Source organism: Gracilibacillus marinus (genome assembly GCF_042651725.1).
Classification (GTDB): Bacteria; Bacillota; Bacilli; order Bacillales; family Amphibacillaceae; genus Gracilibacillus; species Gracilibacillus marinus.
Genome location: NZ_JBHSDV010000002.1, coordinates 316677 through 335749, shown reverse-complemented (window position 1 = coordinate 335749; position 19073 = coordinate 316677). Strand labels below are relative to the sequence as shown.

Genomic DNA, 19073 nt, shown 5'->3' with positions numbered 1-19073 from the left:
ACTCTGTGCACGTTTTACTCTATCGTATGTAATTCTTCTTTTAATACATCTAACACCCATGCATTCGCACATTGATACGCATTTGCGACATCTTCTTTCGATAAGTTTAATTTCGATATGTAGAAATCAACCTCTTCCCACTTCACTCGTTCAAATGCTACTGCGAGATGATACACATCTGTTAATATGCCTGGTATTTCTTTTAGTGCATGTTCAATTGTTTCTTCTAAGGATAAATTTTTGATTAAGCGATCTAATGGTTGACGTAAAATGGCTGGTAATTGTGAGAAATAGCCAACCAAAAATGCTTCCTGCTTGTACTCTGGTACGAGCATTTCTGCAATATTTTCACACATTTTCGCACGGTAATATGAACTTTTCACAAGTACATCGGCACCATTTATCGGATTTTGCTTTAAAGAATCTCTTAGTGCAAGAACATGTAACCATTTCTTTATTTCCTTTTGGCCTAATAATACAACAGCTCGTTCAATCGAATTGATTCTTTCTACCCTTCTATATGCAGGTGAATTAATTAATTTAAGTAACTTATATGATAAAGAGAGGTCCTTTTGAATAATTTCCGCGATTTGTAATAAATCAAATTCTTTACGATTGATACGCTCAATTAATTGGACATATGTGAAGTAATTAGATGGTATTTCATGCGACTCCATCACTTTTGGTTTCATAAAAAAATACCCTTGGAATAATTCAAATCCTATCTCCCGAGCTGCTTTAAAGTCTTCCATTGTTTCAACTTTTTCTGCGAGTAAAGTAATATGCGGATACAATGCTTGGATTACTTTTGCAAGCTTCGCCCTTTCTTCGTGGCTCGTAATCGCGAGAAAGTCTACTTTAATATACGTTAAATAGGAGATCATCTTCTCTTTGTGCCATTGTAAAAATAACTCTGATGTAACATCATCTAATGCAAGTCGATAGCCATGGTGTGATAATAGAATGATTTTTTCTTTCATTTCTTCTGTGAGGGTAATGTCCTCAAGTAATTCTATAATTAGGTCTTTTGGTGAAAATTGTCTTGCTAACTCTTGCGTAATTAAATTGTCTGTAAAATTAATAAATACTGGCTTTTCCCCTGCTAACTGCTCCATTCCGATATTTAAAAAGGCATTTATCATCACTTCTACAGTTGCTAAGTCCCCATTCCACTCTTCTGTAGGTTGTTCACTTCGATACAGTAATTCATATCCATACAAATGACGCTCCCTATCAAGAATAGGTTGCTTTGCTAACATCACTGAATTCACTCAAACCCCACCCGACTGTATTCTCGTTACAATTAGAATAAAAAATGATAAATAATTATCAATCAACTTCTTTTATATCGGCATTTTTTGTCTATTTATTAGTAAATATTAGCATATTTATGAGAGGATTTGAAATAAATGATCTAAGCAACAAAGAAAGTAACTAAAATATAACCCAAACATACTAGTAAAACTGAACCAATAAATCCTGCAACAAATGGTCTTATTCCAATTTTACGTAGTGCTTTGAATTCTACTTGTAAACCAAGTCCTGCCATAGCCATTGCGAGTAGAACATATGCGATGTTCACAATGTTTGTTGCAACCTGCTCTGATACTATGCCTAATGTATGCACACCACTCATTAGAAGGAAACCAAAGATAAACCATGGAATAATCGATACTGTCTGTCCTTTTTGTCTTGACCCAGATTCTTTTCTTTGAAAGAGATATCCAATAAGTAAAGCAACTGGTACTAATAATGCGACACGTGTTAATTTCATAATAATCGCTTGGTTCATTGCTTCTTCTCCACCGACATTCGCTGCTGCAATCACATGTGCTACTTCATGCAAAGTACCACCTGTCCATACACCATAAGCTTCTGATGACATCGACAAGAATGGATAGATACTTGTATACAGCAATGTAAATAATGTACCTAATATAGCTACATTTGTCGCACTAACAGCGACTTCCTCTTCTTTTGCTTTTACTTGAGGTGCAATCGCCACAACTGCTGCCGCTCCACAAATCGCTGTCCCGCATGCTGTTAATACACTGATTTCTTTTTTGACATGGAGCATCTTAGCTATCACATATACCACCACAAGGGTAAAAATAATATGGATAACAGCAATCAAGAATACTTTTGCTCCCGCATGATAAATATCAAGTAAATTCAATCGCACACCAAGTAAAATAATACCAACTTTAAGCAGTCTCTTACTGGAAAAAGTTACACCTAGCTTGCTTCCGTCATTTAACCCAATTACTGCTCTCCAAATCATTCCTATAATGATTGCAATAACTAATTGCCCCATCACAGATAAAAAAGGTATCTTGGCTAATACACTAGCGATGATTGCAATACCGAATGTCAGTAAGATACCCTGTCCATATCGCTTCATTACTTCCATCTGCTTCTTTGCTGTCATTCCCATTGTTGTCACTTCCTCTAAATATTTTACTAGTTTTACTTTAAGTGCTATGCAATAATTAGTAAAATACATATATGTGATTGCAATGATTAGTTTTATTAATGATAAAAAGGTGGTGTGGCTATGAATGAAGATGCACTAAAAACATTTATTACGATTGCAGAGGTCAAGAATTTCACGAAAGCTTCTGAAATCCTGCATATATCCCAACCAAGTGTCAGTTTACAAGTCAAAAATTTAGAGAAGGAATTCGGTACAGAACTATTTATACGTTCCCCAAAACATGTACAAATTACACCAACAGGGGAAATACTGTACAAACGTGCCAAACAGCTACGTTCTCTCTATGAACAGACAAAAGAAGAAATTGTTGCCTATCATCACAAAATTCAAGGAGTATTAGTAATTGGAGCTAGCTTTACAATTGGGGAATTTATCCTTCCCTCATTATTGAAAAAGGTGCAAGATTTCTACCCTGAACTTGAATTACAAATCATTATAGGTAATACGGAGGAAATTATTGAAAAGGTGCGGATGTTTCAAGTAGATATTGGCTTAATCGAAGGACAAACAAATGATACCGAATTGCAGATTCAGCCATTCATGGAGGATGAACTTGTCCTCATCTCTTCACCTACACACATGTGTTTAGAAGAGTGTGTCGACATACATGAATTACACGATCAACAGTGGATTATAAGAGAAGATGGCTCTGGAACAAATGAATATGTGAAACATTTTATTCGTACAAATGGACTGAAGGTAAAGCGCCTTATGACAATTAGTAGTAATCAAGGCATTAAAGAAAGTGTGATTAATGGAATGGGAATATCTTTGTTATCTTCCTATGTGGTAGAACGCGAACGAAAACACGGGGAATTAGCAGTAACTAGAGTGAAGAACAAACCCTTTACCCGCACACTATCTTACATTTACACACCGATTGGCAAAACAAAGAAAAGTGTGACAGCGTTTATGGAAATCATCGATTCGATGTAAATATGAAAAGGAAGCATCGTCTCCAAAATTGGCTACTATGCTTCCTTTACTCATAGATTAATCGTAAATAATCTAATGTGGGACCTATCCCTTTCCCTGCAATCTTATCTTCAATCTCAGGGATATAGGTTTCATCAGCTATACTTGTATAATTAATGGTTGTCTCTACTTCTAAGCGCCATTCTTGGTTTGACAAAATGATTTGGGTGTCTGCCTGATTGCCATGATTGTCTTGGACGACACCAGTTACTGTCGCGTATATTTTGTCATTTAATCCTTCTTGAATAAAATGCTCTCGTATCTTATCTTTTAATAATGGATGTGTATTGATTTCATTTAATAGTACTGTATCCAATGCTTTTACATATGCTTGGTCATCTGTCATTCCTGATGATCTGTAATCCGATTGTTTCTCATCAACTAATTCCTCGATTGTTTTCATATCATGGTGTACTCTACCCGGAATCGATAATGGATCATCATCATATGCTTCAATCGCTTTTTTTGTTTCTGTAATGATCACAGAAGTCCCTGCAATTGCTGCTTGTTCTGCAGAGTTCGATGATTGGACACCTGTCACAAAAATATTCGAGATATTGATGACAAGTAGAAATAATAAAGCAACAATACTGATTAACCATATTAAGTAAATCGCCGCATTTCCTCGCTCATCTGTGCTTATACATCTCATCTTACTAACACCTGACTCACAATCGATTCATCGAGTGTAATCGATGTACTTGGTTTCCATTGAGTCGGAACAAAAATTAGCGAATGACGCACCTTCACATTTAATTCGAACTTGCCATTACTATCTAGCATCACCACTTGCATATTCTCGTAATCTACAACAGAAGTGTCACCAATTGCTTGCTTCACTGTATCTTCTGCTTCATATATATCTGTTGTTGCAGCAAATGTCTTCGCACCAGCATTTGTGGCCGTTTTGACAGTATGAATCGCGTAGCCTGAAGCAACAACTTGCCACAATAGCAGAAAGAAGAGAAAGAAGAAAGGCAAGATTCCTAAAAATTCAATGCTTAATGCTCCCTTTTCATTTTTTAGTTTATCCATTTTGAAGCCCCCTGCTGGAATGCTTATTTAACTTGTATTGGATATACCAAATATGAAAAAAGAATAATAAATAGGAATTAAACTCAATCTCACTATCTGCATCCTCTAGTACCTCTTTTATTCTAAAGATAGAATAGTAAAGCAATGCGATAAATAAATAGGCACAAATCAAATCAATCGAATCAAGTACATACAGTCCATAAAGAGATAAGATGAATTCACTAATCACTGAAATAACTAGGGATAGACTTAAATAAATTGTTGCAACAACCCACCATTTGAAGGGAATCTCGTTCTTTTCCTTCACGAATTGAAATGCAGGTTTTGTTGAAAGAAACCAATATCCAATATAGATACCGAATGTAACAATGGAAAGAAGCACAACAATAAATAGATTTCTTTTCTTAAAGTCTTGCGTCGTATCTTTTTTCATTTACTTTTTCATCCTTTATGAATTAAGTCGATAACGTTGCGTAAGGTAAAATATTAAGAAAGGGAAAATACATGCATTGACGATTGCCTTTGTTATGCCATAGACATAGAAATTACTTTCAAACTGGTCAAATGCTTGCAGTAACAAACTGTAGACTAAAACTTGGGAACAGATAACAACAAGCAAATCAAACAATACAAAGATGTTTTCTTTTTTCAAAATACTCCCAATTGATTGCATTATTTTTTTTGCATTTAGGTAATGAATGGTGAATGGAAAGAGTAATAAGAGTACACCACAAATCACTGTCGGGATAAATCCAATTGGCATGCCTATCATTGCGACAATATATAATGGGATACTAATACATAGCACGATACCAAAATGCTTGATAAATTCTTTCATTAAATCTAGTAATGTCGGTTCTTCTTCATCTTCTAAATCACTCTCTGCTAGCCTACGATACATTGGAATAATACAGATAAAATTCAACAAGATAAAATATAATGTGTACATACTCGGATACTGGTCTTGTGCTAGCACGTCATATAAATAATATGTCGCAAAATAGAGAAATAAGGACAATGGAATTACAATAAGTAAGCTACTCATCATGATTTTGATAAGGTATCGATTATATATTTCCAAACTAGTTTTGATCATTGTTTGTTCGCTCAATTCTTTTATTAATTTGCATAAAAATACATGCTGTTACCAATGCCATCACACTACTTGAAATCAGATTTTCGTTGACAGCAATTGGATTAAAAAGGACTGGTATTCTAAGGACAATTACAGAGAACAAGATATTAATAACTGTAAAGACAATTGCCGCTAAAAATGTTGCGAAATATGGTGTTTTTTTATTCCATAAAGGCGCAAAAACACCAATCGCACCATAAGAGAGAAGGAATGTCGTAATCACAACCCATTCAACAGGTAACAAATTAAACATACCAATGATAAATCCATAAACAAGTGTAAGCAGAAGACTCACACCGATTGCTTGTATAAAACCCCGAAATTGAAACATAATTATCCTCCAATTAATTTGACAAACTATTTCTTCATCAACTCATCCATTTCCTCTGGTTTAATTAACAAAATTGGTGCAAGGAAGAAAAACATTAAAGATAGAAGAAATACAACTACTGCTACTACAAGTGCATCTGCATTTGCATGATATAACGAGCCCATATAGGCACTTATCCCAAACACCATGACAAGCACCGTATAGATAAGAAAAATCTTTCCTAATTTTGATTTGTACGGTTTTTGGACACCAAACGCAATTTCTTTTGCATATAAATATGGCACTATTATCATAATGAGTAACATACCTATTCCAAACCAAAATGTGAATGTCAGAAAATAAAGTCGTAATAAGGGAATGGCGAAATAAATTGCCAGTGTATTGGTCATGACATAAGACAATAAGGAATAATATCGTTTCGATTGAAATTTTAATTTTCGCCAAAATGTATAGAACAACACAAAGGCAATGATTGCTAGAAACAAATTAAATAAAAATAAATTTAAATTCACTTCTGGAACGACACTTGCTAAGAATCCCATACCTACAAGTAGAAGAGTTGTAGCGATGATCCTACTCTCTTTGAATGTTACTTCTTTACCACTCATAAGTGCACCTACCTAACTTTTTTTAGAGTAATGGCAGCCTCCAAACTATTTCTTCATCAACTCATCCATTTCCTCTGGTTTAATTAACATGATTGGTGCAAGGAAGAAAAACAATAAAGACATAAGAAATGCAACTACTGCTAATACAAGTGCATCTGCATTTGCATGATATAACGAGCCCATATATGCACTTATCCCAAACACCATGACAAGTACTGTATAGATAAGAAAAATCTTTCCTAATTTAGATTTGTACGGTTTTTGGACACCAAACGCAATTTCTTTTGCATATAAATATGGCAATATTATCATAATGAGTAACATGCCTATTCCAAACCAGAATGTGAATGTCAGAAAATAGAGTCGTAACAAAGGAATGGCGAAATAAATTGCCATTGTGTTAATCATGACATAAGACAATAAGGAAAAATATCGTTTCGATTGAAATTTTAATTTCCGCCAAAATGTATAGAACAACACACAAGCAATGATTGCCAGGAACAAATTAAATAAAAATAAATATAAATTACCTTCTGGAATGACACTCATTAAGAAACCCATACCTACAAGTAGAAGAGTTGTTGCGATGATTCTACTTTCTTTAAATGTTACTTCTTTACCACTCATAAGTACACCTACCTAATTTTTTTTAGAGCAATGGAGGGATCTCCTTACCCTCCAAAGAGACTGCCGATTTTGGAGATCCCTGCTGAAATGCCATCTTTCACTGACTTCGCGGCGTTAACTACACCATCATAGCCTTTCTTGACAAATCCGGTGACTGCTTTTTTCACTTTTCTCCCTGTTGCTGTTCCATTGATTAAATAGGTTGTACCGAATCCTGCTAACAACCCGACACCTGCTCCAATAATGGTACCAACACCCGGAACAACAGAACCCGCAAGCGCGCCTGCTGCTGCACTTGAAGCCATACTACCGATTGCAGTTGACGCAACGCCTACTGCCACATCTGTTGTTAAAGATGCCGCAAAATCTGTTGTCTTTAGTCCACTAAAATCGGTGAAGCCATTCGAATGTGTCGATACCGAACCGATAGATGTCAAAGCAACACCTACTGGTCCACCTAGCTTTAACATATTCGACGGTTTCCAAAAACTACTTGATGCAACATTCCAAGAACTATTCAAGGATGATTTCGTTGCACCAGCTACCGTTCCCCATAAACTAGGTCCACCAATCTTTTTCGTACCCATAAATGCATTGTATCTTGCTTCACCAATTCGTCTGGAATTCGGACCAAATTGTGTACTGTTTCCATCGTAATTATAAGAACGATAGCGATCATAAAACCAATTACCAATCGAACTATTTAAACTGTTCTTACCATATACCGCATAATACTTACTATCAGCGATTTGCTTAATATTAAAACCTGCGTATGTAGCAATCGCGCCTTGTGCAACAGTATCGGCAAAGCCTAATATATATTTCTTCACATCACCTGTTACATTGACAATTGCATCTACTACATTATTACTGTCTTTTGTCGAACTAAATGCTAAGTTTAATAGAGAAGGTGCTTCTCCACCATCTGTTGCATTTCCATTCGTGCTATTTCCATTTGCGCTGGTGTCACCAGTAGAACTGTTCCCACCATTAACTGGATTACCGTTTGCGTCGACATTAGCTCCATCAATTGGATTCCCATTTGCATCGACATTCGCTCCATCAACTGGATTGCCGTTTGCATCAACATTTGCCCCATCAATCGGGTTGCCGTTTGCATCGACATTTGCCCCATCAATCGGGTTGCCGTTTGCATCGACATTTCCTGTACTAGATCCATCTCCGCCAGTTACCGAGTCACCACTCGTGACATTATTACCAGTAGAACTAGTCTCGCCACTATTAATAGCAGAGCCACCTGTTGTTGCATCTCCACTCGTGATGCCAGATCCGTCTCCACTAGCATTCCCAGCGTCTGTTGCATTCCCATTTATTGCGGTTCCACCGGTTGTGGCATTTCCTGAATCGACTTGGCTGCCACTTGTAATGGCATTCCCAGCTTCTAGAGCATTTCCGCTTATGATAATCGAAAAAGATGGTGGTGCATTTGGTGTAATAAATTGTCCATTTGTTAGCAGACTTCCTTCAATAATTGGCTGTCCTGCGTTCAATCCTTCTGATGTATCTATACTTGTCCCATCATTGTAAGCTTCCCCGTATTCATAGACTTCTCCAGGTGCAATAAATTCACCACCTGAAATGGGATTCCCTGGAGTAATCGCAGATCCTGGAGTGATTGCTTGACCTGGTGTAATAAAACTAGCTAAACCTACAAGTGGGAACATGTTCCAAAAAAGAATGACACTTACTACAACAATCGATAGACGCCTAGTAAAACTTCTTTTCATGACTGCTCCTTTCAATAAAGGGCGGGAAAAACCCCACCCTATATACACTACTTACTCCTGATTTTGATTATACTTCTTCTCTAGCTCTGCTATCGCATCTTTGAAGGAATTTTCGTTCCATTTTTCCAATTTATCTTTTAATGCTTTATTCTCTACTCTCATTGCATCATGGTATTCATCATTGATTACACGTAATGCTTTATGTGTGTCTTCCGTTATTTGATTTGTTGTCAAATAAGCATCAAACAAATATTCAAGTGAGTCCTCTTCTTCCCATAAACGCTGACCATTTATGGTTGTATGCACAAAAATATCAATGCTATTCTGTGACTCTTTTAGCTCGAGCTTCTCCATGCCTTTTTCTTTCCACGTCGCCCATGCTTCTGCCAGATCATTGATTTTATCAAATTCCGCTGCTAACTCCTTTTGGTCTTTCACTGTTTGATAAATTCCTTCTGCAGCTGTAGCAATTTCTTTCAAATGGTTTTGTCCTTCTCCATCAACATCAAATCCAATAACATTAATAATTGGTTGGATATTCGAATCATAGAATGTCTTCGCTACTTTGACAGGCTCTGTCTCACACGTCTCGATGCCATCACTCACGAGATAAACGATGTTCGTATTACTTTCTCCATCAAATGCTTGCAAATCTTCTTGTGCCTTTTGTAAAGCCAAGCCATTTGGTGTCCATCCTGCAGGTTTAACAGATGACAATGACTCTGCAAATGCTGCCTTATCGTAAGAATCAAACCCATAAATGATGTCTGAACTACTACAAGATAATGCTTTATCACTATCTGCACCTGTTCCCTCATGACCGAAGACACGTAGTGCTACATTCGCATCACTTGGTAGTTCTTCCATGAAGGCTGTTATGGTTTCTTTGGCCACATCCATTTTTGTTTTATTGCCAATGGGTTGTGCCATACTACCAGAGGCATCTAGTAAAATACTAATATTTAATTGTTCTTTAAAGGCATATCTAGGGTCCTCTACTTCAGGTGTTCCCAATAATTGAAATTTTAATTGTGTTAAAATTTCTTCTTCTCCAATGAAGTCATCCTGCACAAGCTTTAATGATTCACGGAAAAAATGGTCTATTTCTGCCTCAGTAGGTTGCTCACTTATACTAGGCGCATTCTCTCCTAACGCTTCGATTAATTGCGCACCTTCAAGCATGACGCCATCTTTGTTATTGTATATTTCACGTGCATACTCGCCTTGTGGTTCCTTTGCTAATTCTTCCATGGTAGTCGGCAAAGGCTCTGTATCAAAATTTTCTTCACTTGTTGTTTCTTGATTGGCGTCTTCTGGTTCTTCCTCCTGCGTCGTATCTGGTTCTTCATCTGGTGTAATGACAGTCCCAGCATCTAAAGCATCTTCTTCTGGTGCTTTCGGTTCCTCGCTACAACCAATTAAGAGAGCGAAACATAACATCGTTAGACATATTCTCATTTTCAACAAAATAAACCTCCCGTGAAAAGCACATTCCGATATACAATTAACCTACCATCTCTTGAATTTTGCTTATGATATTAGAAATGATAGTTGTAATTCCACCTTGTTGATCACTAATTGCTGTAGATACAATTCCTAATACTAGAATTAATAATGCTGCAATTCCTAACCACTCTAATGACTGTGCACCTTTCTCATTGTTTAAATACCCCATTGCTTTTGTATACCATTCTGTCATTTTTTTCATTTTTACCTCTCCTTTAATAGTTTTTTATATTGGAATGGTGAACGAGTCACCATTGCTTATTGAAATAAATCAAAGATATTACTATTCTGACTAAACATATTCAATACCATTAAGCCACCGATTAATACAAGGGCAGACGGTAAGACAACAAATGTCGTAATTAACGTTACCTTTGGTGATGCCTTTGCTGCTTTTTCCTTGATTAATTCTTTTTTTAACTTTCGCATTTCTAGTGATTGTTGATGAAATGTTTTGGATATTGGAATCCCTAACTTTTCTCCTTGAATCAATGCTTTAATTAATAGCTGAAATTCTTTACTTGTGTTTCGTTTCAGTAACATTTGATAAGCGGCTGTTCTCGGTACACCTACTTGTACTTCTTGGATAAATCGCCCGAATTCTTCTTGTACCGGCCCTTCAAAGTATGGGACAATATCGCGTAATGCTTGGTCAAGTCCAACACCCGCTTTCAATGTCACACTCATTGTATCTAAGAAATCTGGTAGCTGATAAGATAATTCCTCTTGCCGATTTTTAGCCTTTGACTTAATCCAAAATATTGTTGCTAAATAACCAACAATTGGATAAATAATGACAGTAAGCTCGGAAAATGGGAATCGCAAAATCATTGCAACACCACCGACAATTAATCCAATGATAAGAAAGAAAATCTTCAATCCTTGGAATCTTTCTGTTGTTAAGCGGTATGGATGACCTGCTTCTGTGAGCCATTTATCGACATCATGGTCTTCACTGTAGAAGTTGATGCGTTGACCAATTGATGTGAAATCATCTGCATAGTGAAATATTTTGGATACTAACTTTTCTTTTCTTGATTGTTTCTTATGAAAAATATCTTCTAAATAATGCTCTTCTTTCGCCTTTTTCTTCAACTCACCTTTGTATACCGTATATTCATACCCATACTTCAGCGCTAAGCCTATAAAGAAAAGCGTCAGAATGATAAATAAAATGATTAAACCATCCATTTGCTCACACCTTTATATTGGTCACTTTCTGTACTAAATAAAATGTTAAGGCAGTACCGAGAATAAAGAACACGAGTAAAATCAACCCGATTCCTGTAAAGAGTGGATCAAGAAACCCATCAATGATATTATTCATCATCAACACTAAGAAAATTGGAATAATCGGAACAAGAATAGCTACATAGCGTTGTTCTGCTGTCATTGTTTTTATCTCTTGCTTTAACAATTTTCGATCATCTAATGTCTGGCTCATCTCATCTAAAATGGAGGAAATGCTTCCACCCGCTTTTTTCTGAATCAGAATTGTCGCAACAAATAGTTTAAATTCCTTGTTATTGACACGTGATTCCATTTTTTTAATTGCCATATCAAATGGAATTCCTAATGATAGTTCATGTGCTAGTTGCTTAAATTCTACTTTTGCTGGGTTGGCAATTTCTTGTGCGACCATCTGAATGCCTTGATTTAATGTCATTCCAGATCGTGTAGAGTTTGCAAGTATTCTACAAATCTCTGGTAACTGCTCTACTAATCTCTCATTCATCTTGTTCTTTCTAACAAGGAACATAATCCTTTTTCCACCTTCTACAAGCAACAAAGATAAAAATATACTAATCAAAAATTTCAGGTTAAACATGTTGACTAATAAAAGGATGATTCCCATACATGCAACAAATTGTGCTGCAATAAATTCAGATGGAGTAAAAGGGATATTTGCTTGTTTGAGCTTTCCATACATAGGCTCAGCCATTTCTGAATGGTCGTATTTATCTCCAATTAAGACAATAAAACTTTTTCTTTCTTGATCTGGTTTGTAGAAATCTTCTGCCTTTTTGCGCCATGTTCGTTTTGTCCTTCTGTAATCTAAGAAATATGCTAGGAACAAAATAAAACATAGTGTAGCAAGTGTTGTGACAATCATTGGAATCATACGCGAACCTCCTCTTTTTGAGGGGTGAAAAGTGCTTCTGTAATATCATTACCAAATGTCTGCAGTCTTTCTAAACATTGTGGAATATAGCCTGTTGGTGTAAAGTGTCCGACTATTTCTCCTTTTTCTGTCATGTGTGTGCGTTTGAATGTGAAAATCTCTTTAATACGATGCTCTCCATCCGTATCTTGCACGACTTCAGAGATTGCAACGACTTTACGTGTTCCATCTGTCAGCCTTGTGACTTGGACAATAATATCCAATGCGCCAACAATGTATTCCCTGATGATTCTTGCTGGGAGTTCTAACCCTGCCATAACGACCATTGCCTCGACACGCCGTAATGCATCATCTGTGGAATTAGCATGGACTGTTGTAATCGAACCTTCGTGCCCTGTATTCATTGCTTGTAACATATCAAATGCTTCACCACTACGGACTTCCCCAACAATGATTCGGTCTGGACGCATTCTCAGCGCATTTCTTACTAATTGACGGATGGTTATTTCCCCTTTTCCTTCCACGTTCTCAGACCTTGCTTCCATTCCGATTACATTCGGACGATCAAGTCTTAGTTCGGCAGAGTCTTCAATTGTAATGACTCTCTCACCATGCGGGATATGTGCTGCTAATACATTCAGTAATGTTGTCTTACCAGAACCTGTACCGCCTGAGATAAGTGTATTCAATTTCGATTTGGTTACAGCTTGTAAGAATGTTGCCATCTGTTGATCGAATGTATGGAATTGGAGCATATCCTCGATTTGAAAAGGTTCTTTTCGGAATTTACGAATCGAAACAAGTGTCCCATTTAAACTAACTGGTGGGATTACTGCGTTCACACGACTTCCATCAGGTAATCTTGCATCAACCATTGGCGAACTCTCATCAATTCTTCTTCCAATTGGTGCAACAATTCGGTCGACAACATGTCTGACATGCTCATCATCTCTGAATGTAATCGTACTTAGTTCTAACTTACCGAATCGTTCAATATAGACTTCATCATGTCCATTAATCAATATCTCTGTAATCGATTCATCTGCAATGAGCGGTTCTAAAGGGCCAAAGCCAACAGATTCATCTAATATTCGACTAATCAAAAGGCTTTTTTCTTGTCTTGGAATAATAACTTTTTCCTCTGACATGAACTGAGAAACTAACTGTTCAATTTTAAGTCTCATCTCGCCTTGACTTAAACTTGTTAATGCTTCTAAATTCGTATCTCTTAACAATCGACTTTTGTAATGCTCGACAAGTCCTTCAATATACTGATTATTTTCACTGTTAACCGGTTTTGTTGTAATTGTCTGATTGATTCGTCGGTCAAATAATGATGCCATCCGAACACACCTCCTAACTTAAAACCGATTTGGCGAACTTGCGAATATCTTTGGAAAAAGGGATGAGCTTCTCCTTTTGTGCTTTACGAATGGGCTCACCTTTATTCATAAATGTCTGCACTTTCTTATAGTCTTTCCTAATGGATGCTGTAATCGGATATCGAACTAATTCTTTTAAATCCTTTTCTTTCAGTTCCATTTCTTTTGATGTTTGATTTAAAATGATTTCCATGCTTGACTTTAAGTCCATTCCTAAGCGTTCACTTAGCTCTTCAAAATGCTTTAATACTTTTAATGACGGCGTATCTGCATGGAGTACATAATAGAGCTTATCCGCCTCCTCCATCGCTGTGACAGTATTCTCGTCAATGGCAGATGGCAAATCAACAATACAGAAATCAAAGGAACGTCGACATGCTCGTAATAAGCGACTAATAAAGTCTCCATCAATGATTTCTTGCGCTTCTGCATCTGTTGGACTTATGAGTATCTCTAATTTAGAATGACTCTCTGTCTGTGAAACATTTCTAATATGATTCTCATTCAATTCATGGATGACAGGTTTCAAATCAACAAGTGATCGATTGGTTTCTAATGACATGATTGTTTCGACTCCACCAAACTGGAGATTCAAATCAATTAACAATACTTCTGCTGCTGATTCCAATTTAATCGTTTGGGCAAAAGTAGAAGCAATCGTTGTTCTTCCTGTGCCACCTTTTCCGCTATAAAATGCATAAATCTGTCCACGACCACGCCCAAAAACAACAGCCGACTCTTGATCTGAATGGACTCTTAATTTGTAATTTTGTTGCATCGTTGGAAAACGGCTAATAAATAAACTCAATTCATCAGGCAAAATAAAGAATTCCTCTGCGCCTGCACGCATGATATTCCGTAATAAACTAATATCAGAATCTGTCGCTAAGAAAATCACATAGGTAAGGGCATGAATCGATTTCACATATTGGACCTGTTCCACAGCATAATCAGTATTTGCTTGAATAAAGATGACAAAATCCCTTGTCTGGCGATTGATTTCTCTCGATACATCTTTCGATTCAATTACAGTTACACTATTTTCCTCCCTATTAATGGAGTTTAGCACTTGATTGGTTATCGTTTCTTCTTCACTAACAATTAATATATCTAACTGTTCACTCATGATTTCTCTCCTTGGCTACATACATGCGTTATAGTTATGTACTACTCTTTCGCTTGTTCTGTCTCTTCTTGATCGTTCCCACTCACTTGTGCGTCATTTCCTACATTTGCTTTTAAAATACGAATATATTCCGCATAATTTTGTTGATGGATTAACTTTTCTGCATCTTCTGTAGATAACTCAACAGCAACCCCTTGGAAATTCTCCTCTGTTCCTTGCGCATATACGACAGGGACATCTGTTAAAAATGTCGTTGTTTCTTCATCACTGGATACAATAATGTCAATTCGATCTAGCGCTTCAATCACTTGGTCAAATTGAATGTTCTCTGTTCTGTGGATGGAGACTAGTCTATGATTCTGATCTTTTAGATTGGATACTGGCTTAATCATATTCTTTGTCAACATATCCCCTGCACTTAATGGGACAACAGATACTTTATTTCTAATTTCTGCTATATCCGTGATGTGTGAATCTGTAACGAATTTATTAGGAATTTCCATCACTGTGAGTTGATTCTCTTGTAACAGTACTCTTGAGGCGATATCTCCTTTTGCCACATAGATTTCTGTCATTCCACCAAGTTCTGCATTCAACTCTTTTACTTTTTCGTATACAAGGTATCCTGCAACAAGTGCTAATATAAATGCTAGTATAAAAAATATTCCTGCTCTTTTCTTTGACTCTATCATCTGTGGATCTCCTTATCTTCATGACTCTGTTATTCACAAATTGTTCACACTTTTATCAGTTTACTATGTTCTAACAACAACAAAAATTTGTCAAATGCACAAATTAGTTACAAATGACTATGGAACTTTTTTCTACAATTTTCTACATTTACATTTTTATAAAAACATGTTGATAGTCTTTCAAAGTCTGTAAATAACTACCACTTGTTTAGGCGTTTTAAACCGTTTTTTATAAAAAATGATTCTATCTTACCATTTTTATTTTTTTTGTGAAAATGGTGTAATCCTTGATATCTCGAATGCGAGATGATTAATTCGGACTATTTCTCCTACTTTTGAATATAGAAAAAAACCGAACCTTTTCTATTATTTACATAGAAAAAATTCGGCATAGTGATTAATATACTTTACCTGTGTAATACGTCTCTTTTGGTCCTAAATAACTTTGTAACGGTTCTTTGCCAAGTGGATAGAGGACGATTTTTTCGAGGACAAATCCCGGGCTTCCTGCATAGATTCGCAAGGTATTCTGTCCTTTTCGGCATGCTACTTGTACTTCTTTTATACGAATATGATTTAATACACCTACTGCCCAATCCTTATCATCTACACGATAGTGCTTCGGTAATAATAGGACTTTTTCTGGTTGTGCATCATTGAGTTGGAGATGACAATAGATTGTCGTATCGTAAGCTACAGGATTCGATGGTTGCATATACAATTGAACAGTGTAGTCTCCTGCTTTCGATACGACAAAGGAATAGTCCACATATGGTGCATCAGATGGCTTAAGATAAGTAGCTGTCGTCGGAAATGCTTTTATTGCAGACAGTGTTTTCCCATATCCATGGATGACTTCAAATTGATGATGCTCACCACTGTTAGCCACGCTTGCTTTATTGGAAACAAAATGCTCTGCTTCTATCGAGATATATCCTAAAGTATCGACAAACGTGTAATCAGGTAATTTGTCTAGATACATCGGTCGAACTGGCACATGAATCGTGCACATTCCTGTTGGTGTCTTCACGTAAATGTTCCCTTCTGTCTCTTCTAGTATCTTCTCTCTGTCAACAGTAACTTCTATCCTCACAGTGTGGTTCTTTGCATCTAGTATGCCTTCCAATGTGGACAGATGGAGCCAGTCTTCCTCACATGTTATGGTAAAGCTTGTCTCTCTATCACTAAGTGTACTTATCGTAAACGATGCGCTCGCTTTGTCATATTGCAAGAAATCTTTTAAATGTAAATGATGTGTGTGCCATAAGCTTCCTTCACTTTGCTCACCAGTCCCTGTTATTTCCACTAGCAATCTCTCTTTATTTTTTGGAAACACATGCATTGCAATGGGATATTGGCACTCATCTTCATTCCAATTTACAAAACCAATATGTTCTGAAAGGCCCATCCCATACCATTTGCCATCATCGATTGTATGGTATTCTTCGACAAGTGTTTTATCTCGATCTAAGCATTCTTTTATTTTTTCTGCATAGCTATTTGCTGCTAGTTTCCCTTTTTCCGCTGCATCATGATTCTTTGTTGTCCACAACCATAATTTATGTACATTCAGGTTCGCGACAGCAGGATAATATAAAAGGGAGAAGAATGCAGAAAAATCACTTGCGTCTACCTTTTGATATAAATCCTCTGCTATTTCAAGCAAATCATCAATCATTGCAAGTAAGTCATCTGCCTCTTCGTTATGCACAGGATGATACACATGTGCGTTCACATGCTCTGGTCTACGTCGATGAGCGATTTTCGTATACCCATTGATGAGTTCTACTGCCTTCTCTAATTGGTCTTCTGTGAACTTCCCTGTAAATTGTTTTCGGATCCATTGCCTTGTGTATACATCCGTTTGATTAATTGCATTTGTTCCCCATTTGTCAAAATCATAGGCTAAGTCTAAAAAGTAAGACAGCGGAAATTCTTGTGTTGCTATATCTCCAACATTCACCACCCACAAGTCTCTGACACCATAATCATAAGCCATCGACATTTGCTCCCATATCTTAGGTAAATAAGAACTATTCACCCACTCATACGAAATCGGCCCTCCATGATAATCGAAATGGTAATACATACCGTATCCGCCTTTGTGCTTACGCATTTCTTCTGTTGGTAATGTGCGCAAATTCCCATGATTGTCATCACAAAGCATCAGAATCACATCATCTAACAAATCTGTTTCGATCAGACCTTTCGCATTTTCATCCCCATAATAAAATGGTTCTACTTCTTTGTACAACGCGAGCATTCGTGGTACCTCTTTTAAATTGGCATCGACATGTTCTTCGATTAATTGATGCTGTGTTTCGATAACATCACGTAATAAGTCAATATTATCTTGTAATGTCGCATCTTTTCCCATAATCGAAGTATCCTGCTCCCCTCGCATGCCAATTGTAATCACATTTTCAAATTGGCCACAGCGTTTTAACCCATCTTCCCAAAATTTTGTAATGCCTTGTCGATTCGTAATGAAATTCCATGCATCACCATAAATCGAATCTTTCCCTCTGAGATATTTATATTCTTCCCCGTACCGTAAGCACGGTTCATGATGGGATGCACCAATCACAACACCTAATTCATCCGCAAGCTCTACACTTTGTAGGCCTGGTCCTTCGTCATTAAATCTTGCTGACCACATTGCTGGCCACAAATAATTCCCTTTTAGACGGAGTAATAATTCAAAGACGTGTGCATACATTTCCGCGTTAAACCCACCAAAACGTTCCATTGCCCAATTACCAAATGCAGGCCATTCATCATTAATAAAGAACCCACGAAATCGGACAGAAGGCTCTTTCGATACATACTGAAACGCTTCTTCTAATGTGAATTGCGTCTTTTTCTCCGGCTTTACATTCGACCAATTCACAAGTGGCGATACACCTAGTAATTCCGACAAATGGAACAAGCCATAAATAGTTCCACGCTTGTCACTACCTGCGATGACTAACGCGTTCTCCACTCCAGGAATCGGTTCTTTCACTGTTTGGATTAGAAAAACTTCTCTTTTTCCTCGTACTTTGGTTAAATCTATTTGCTTATTTTTCTCTAATTGATCGAGAATTGGGCTATGTTGGATCGTTCCATAAATAATAGCTGTTGATGCCAATTCACTCTTATCAGACGTTTCCGTTGGTTTGTTATCAAAAATAAGTGCAATGTCTGCCATCACTTTTTGAGCAATTTTCCTGACACCACTGTACGCTTCTTTTTCGACGTAAAATAGTGCTTGATGATCTTTACTTGTCAGATTGAACATGATTCGCTCCCA

At 36.9% G+C, this 19073-nt stretch carries 19 protein-coding genes; 1 reads left to right on the top strand and 18 read right to left on the bottom strand.

The features are described from left to right. Positions 1 to 14: 14 nt before the first annotated feature. A complete protein-coding gene (locus tag ACFOZ1_RS09460; protein ID WP_390198755.1) occupies positions 15 to 1271 on the bottom strand; it encodes an EAL and HDOD domain-containing protein in 1257 nt (418 codons plus the stop codon). A gap of 143 nt (positions 1272 to 1414) precedes the next feature. Further along, positions 1415 to 2434 carry a YeiH family protein gene (locus tag ACFOZ1_RS09455; RefSeq protein WP_390198753.1) on the bottom strand — a complete coding sequence of 340 codons (1020 nt, stop codon included), beginning with the start codon at positions 2432 to 2434 and terminating at the stop codon, positions 1415 to 1417. Positions 2435 to 2554: 120 nt separating this feature from the next. On the opposite strand from ACFOZ1_RS09455, the gene ACFOZ1_RS09450 reads away from it, so the two are divergent. Further along, positions 2555 to 3430 carry a LysR family transcriptional regulator gene (locus tag ACFOZ1_RS09450; RefSeq protein ID WP_390198751.1) on the top strand — a complete coding sequence of 292 codons (876 nt, stop codon included), beginning with the start codon at positions 2555 to 2557 and terminating at the stop codon, positions 3428 to 3430. Between the two features lie 46 nt (positions 3431 to 3476). On the opposite strand, the gene ACFOZ1_RS09445 is transcribed toward ACFOZ1_RS09450, so the two are convergent. From ACFOZ1_RS09445 to ACFOZ1_RS09370, 16 genes are all read right to left on the bottom strand, one after another. After that, a complete protein-coding gene (locus ACFOZ1_RS09445; RefSeq protein ID WP_390198749.1) occupies positions 3477 to 4121 on the bottom strand; it encodes a hypothetical protein in 645 nt (214 codons plus the stop codon). After that, a complete protein-coding gene (locus ACFOZ1_RS09440; protein WP_390198747.1) occupies positions 4118 to 4504 on the bottom strand; it encodes a pilus assembly protein in 387 nt (128 codons plus the stop codon). Before ACFOZ1_RS09440 ends, ACFOZ1_RS09445 begins: the two co-directional genes overlap by 4 nt. After that, positions 4497 to 4937, bottom strand: coding sequence for a hypothetical protein (locus tag ACFOZ1_RS09435; protein ID WP_390198745.1), 441 nt, complete (start codon positions 4935 to 4937; stop codon positions 4497 to 4499). Before ACFOZ1_RS09435 ends, ACFOZ1_RS09440 begins: the two co-directional genes overlap by 8 nt. 15 nt (positions 4938 to 4952) lie before the next feature. Next, positions 4953 to 5600, bottom strand: coding sequence for a hypothetical protein (locus ACFOZ1_RS09430; protein WP_390198743.1), 648 nt, complete (start codon positions 5598 to 5600; stop codon positions 4953 to 4955). Further along, a complete protein-coding gene (locus ACFOZ1_RS09425; protein ID WP_390198741.1) occupies positions 5587 to 5970 on the bottom strand; it encodes a hypothetical protein in 384 nt (127 codons plus the stop codon). Before ACFOZ1_RS09425 ends, ACFOZ1_RS09430 begins: the two co-directional genes overlap by 14 nt. Positions 5971 to 5996: 26 nt before the next feature. Continuing rightward, complete coding sequence (locus ACFOZ1_RS09420) at positions 5997 to 6578, bottom strand: hypothetical protein (RefSeq protein ID WP_390198739.1); 582 nt, start codon at positions 6576 to 6578, stop codon at positions 5997 to 5999. Positions 6579 to 6623: 45 nt separating this feature from the next. After that, positions 6624 to 7205, bottom strand: a complete 582-nt coding sequence (locus ACFOZ1_RS09415; protein ID WP_390198738.1) for a hypothetical protein — start codon at positions 7203 to 7205, stop codon at positions 6624 to 6626. Between the two features lie 44 nt (positions 7206 to 7249). Then, positions 7250 to 8953, bottom strand: coding sequence for an autotransporter outer membrane beta-barrel domain-containing protein (locus ACFOZ1_RS09410; RefSeq protein ID WP_390198737.1), 1704 nt, complete (start codon positions 8951 to 8953; stop codon positions 7250 to 7252). Positions 8954 to 9004: 51 nt separating this feature from the next. Next, a complete protein-coding gene (locus tag ACFOZ1_RS09405) occupies positions 9005 to 10411 on the bottom strand; it encodes a vWA domain-containing protein (RefSeq protein WP_390199008.1) in 1407 nt (468 codons plus the stop codon). A gap of 46 nt (positions 10412 to 10457) precedes the next feature. Next, positions 10458 to 10661, bottom strand: a complete 204-nt coding sequence (locus ACFOZ1_RS09400) for a hypothetical protein (RefSeq protein WP_390198736.1) — start codon at positions 10659 to 10661, stop codon at positions 10458 to 10460. Positions 10662 to 10717: 56 nt separating this feature from the next. Further along, the gene (locus tag ACFOZ1_RS09395) at positions 10718 to 11650 is read right to left on the bottom strand and encodes a type II secretion system F family protein (protein WP_390198734.1); all 933 of its coding nucleotides are present in this window, start codon (positions 11648 to 11650) and stop codon (positions 10718 to 10720) included. Between the two features lie 4 nt (positions 11651 to 11654). Further along, entirely contained in the window at positions 11655 to 12581 is a 927-nt protein-coding gene (locus ACFOZ1_RS09390) for a type II secretion system F family protein (protein WP_390198732.1), read from the bottom strand. Next, a complete protein-coding gene (locus ACFOZ1_RS09385; RefSeq protein ID WP_390198731.1) occupies positions 12578 to 13924 on the bottom strand; it encodes a CpaF family protein in 1347 nt (448 codons plus the stop codon). The genes ACFOZ1_RS09390 and ACFOZ1_RS09385 overlap by 4 nt, the downstream gene beginning before the upstream one ends. 13 nt (positions 13925 to 13937) lie before the next feature. Next, positions 13938 to 15089, bottom strand: coding sequence for an AAA family ATPase (locus ACFOZ1_RS09380; protein ID WP_390198729.1), 1152 nt, complete (start codon positions 15087 to 15089; stop codon positions 13938 to 13940). 41 nt (positions 15090 to 15130) lie between these two features. Further along, complete coding sequence (gene cpaB, locus ACFOZ1_RS09375) at positions 15131 to 15781, bottom strand: Flp pilus assembly protein CpaB (protein ID WP_390198727.1); 651 nt, start codon at positions 15779 to 15781, stop codon at positions 15131 to 15133. A 397-nt stretch (positions 15782 to 16178) separates the two neighbouring features. Further along, positions 16179 to 19061, bottom strand: a complete 2883-nt coding sequence (locus ACFOZ1_RS09370; RefSeq protein ID WP_390198725.1) for a glycosyl hydrolase 115 family protein — start codon at positions 19059 to 19061, stop codon at positions 16179 to 16181. Between the last annotated feature and the right edge of the window lie 12 nt (positions 19062 to 19073).

Bases quoted from the DNA above. Each gene is read 5' to 3' on its own strand.
- cpaB (WP_390198727.1), bottom strand. From the start codon at position 15,781: ATGATAGAGTCAAAGAAAAGAGCAGGAATATTTTTTATACTAGCATTT.
- ACFOZ1_RS09430 (WP_390198743.1), bottom strand. From the start codon at position 5,600: ATGATCAAAACTAGTTTGGAAATATATAATCGATACCTTATCAAAATC.
- ACFOZ1_RS09450 (WP_390198751.1), top strand. From the start codon at position 2,555: ATGAATGAAGATGCACTAAAAACATTTATTACGATTGCAGAGGTCAAG.
- ACFOZ1_RS09400 (WP_390198736.1), bottom strand. From the start codon at position 10,661: ATGAAAAAAATGACAGAATGGTATACAAAAGCAATGGGGTATTTAAAC.
- ACFOZ1_RS09425 (WP_390198741.1), bottom strand. From the start codon at position 5,970: ATGTTTCAATTTCGGGGTTTTATACAAGCAATCGGTGTGAGTCTTCTG.
- ACFOZ1_RS09390 (WP_390198732.1), bottom strand. From the start codon at position 12,581: ATGATTCCAATGATTGTCACAACACTTGCTACACTATGTTTTATTTTG.
- ACFOZ1_RS09380 (WP_390198729.1), bottom strand. From the start codon at position 15,089: ATGAGTGAACAGTTAGATATATTAATTGTTAGTGAAGAAGAAACGATA.
- ACFOZ1_RS09415 (WP_390198738.1), bottom strand. From the start codon at position 7,205: ATGAGTGGTAAAGAAGTAACATTTAAAGAAAGTAGAATCATCGCAACA.
- ACFOZ1_RS09435 (WP_390198745.1), bottom strand. From the start codon at position 4,937: ATGAAAAAAGATACGACGCAAGACTTTAAGAAAAGAAATCTATTTATT.
- ACFOZ1_RS09440 (WP_390198747.1), bottom strand. From the start codon at position 4,504: ATGGATAAACTAAAAAATGAAAAGGGAGCATTAAGCATTGAATTTTTA.
- ACFOZ1_RS09410 (WP_390198737.1), bottom strand. From the start codon at position 8,953: ATGAAAAGAAGTTTTACTAGGCGTCTATCGATTGTTGTAGTAAGTGTC.
- ACFOZ1_RS09420 (WP_390198739.1), bottom strand. From the start codon at position 6,578: ATGAGTGGTAAAGAAGTAACATTCAAAGAGAGTAGGATCATCGCTACA.
- ACFOZ1_RS09445 (WP_390198749.1), bottom strand. From the start codon at position 4,121: ATGAGATGTATAAGCACAGATGAGCGAGGAAATGCGGCGATTTACTTA.
- ACFOZ1_RS09405 (WP_390199008.1), bottom strand. From the start codon at position 10,411: ATGAGAATATGTCTAACGATGTTATGTTTCGCTCTCTTAATTGGTTGT.
- ACFOZ1_RS09370 (WP_390198725.1), bottom strand. From the start codon at position 19,061: ATGTTCAATCTGACAAGTAAAGATCATCAAGCACTATTTTACGTCGAA.
- ACFOZ1_RS09385 (WP_390198731.1), bottom strand. From the start codon at position 13,924: ATGGCATCATTATTTGACCGACGAATCAATCAGACAATTACAACAAAA.
- ACFOZ1_RS09395 (WP_390198734.1), bottom strand. From the start codon at position 11,650: ATGGATGGTTTAATCATTTTATTTATCATTCTGACGCTTTTCTTTATA.
- ACFOZ1_RS09455 (WP_390198753.1), bottom strand. From the start codon at position 2,434: ATGGGAATGACAGCAAAGAAGCAGATGGAAGTAATGAAGCGATATGGA.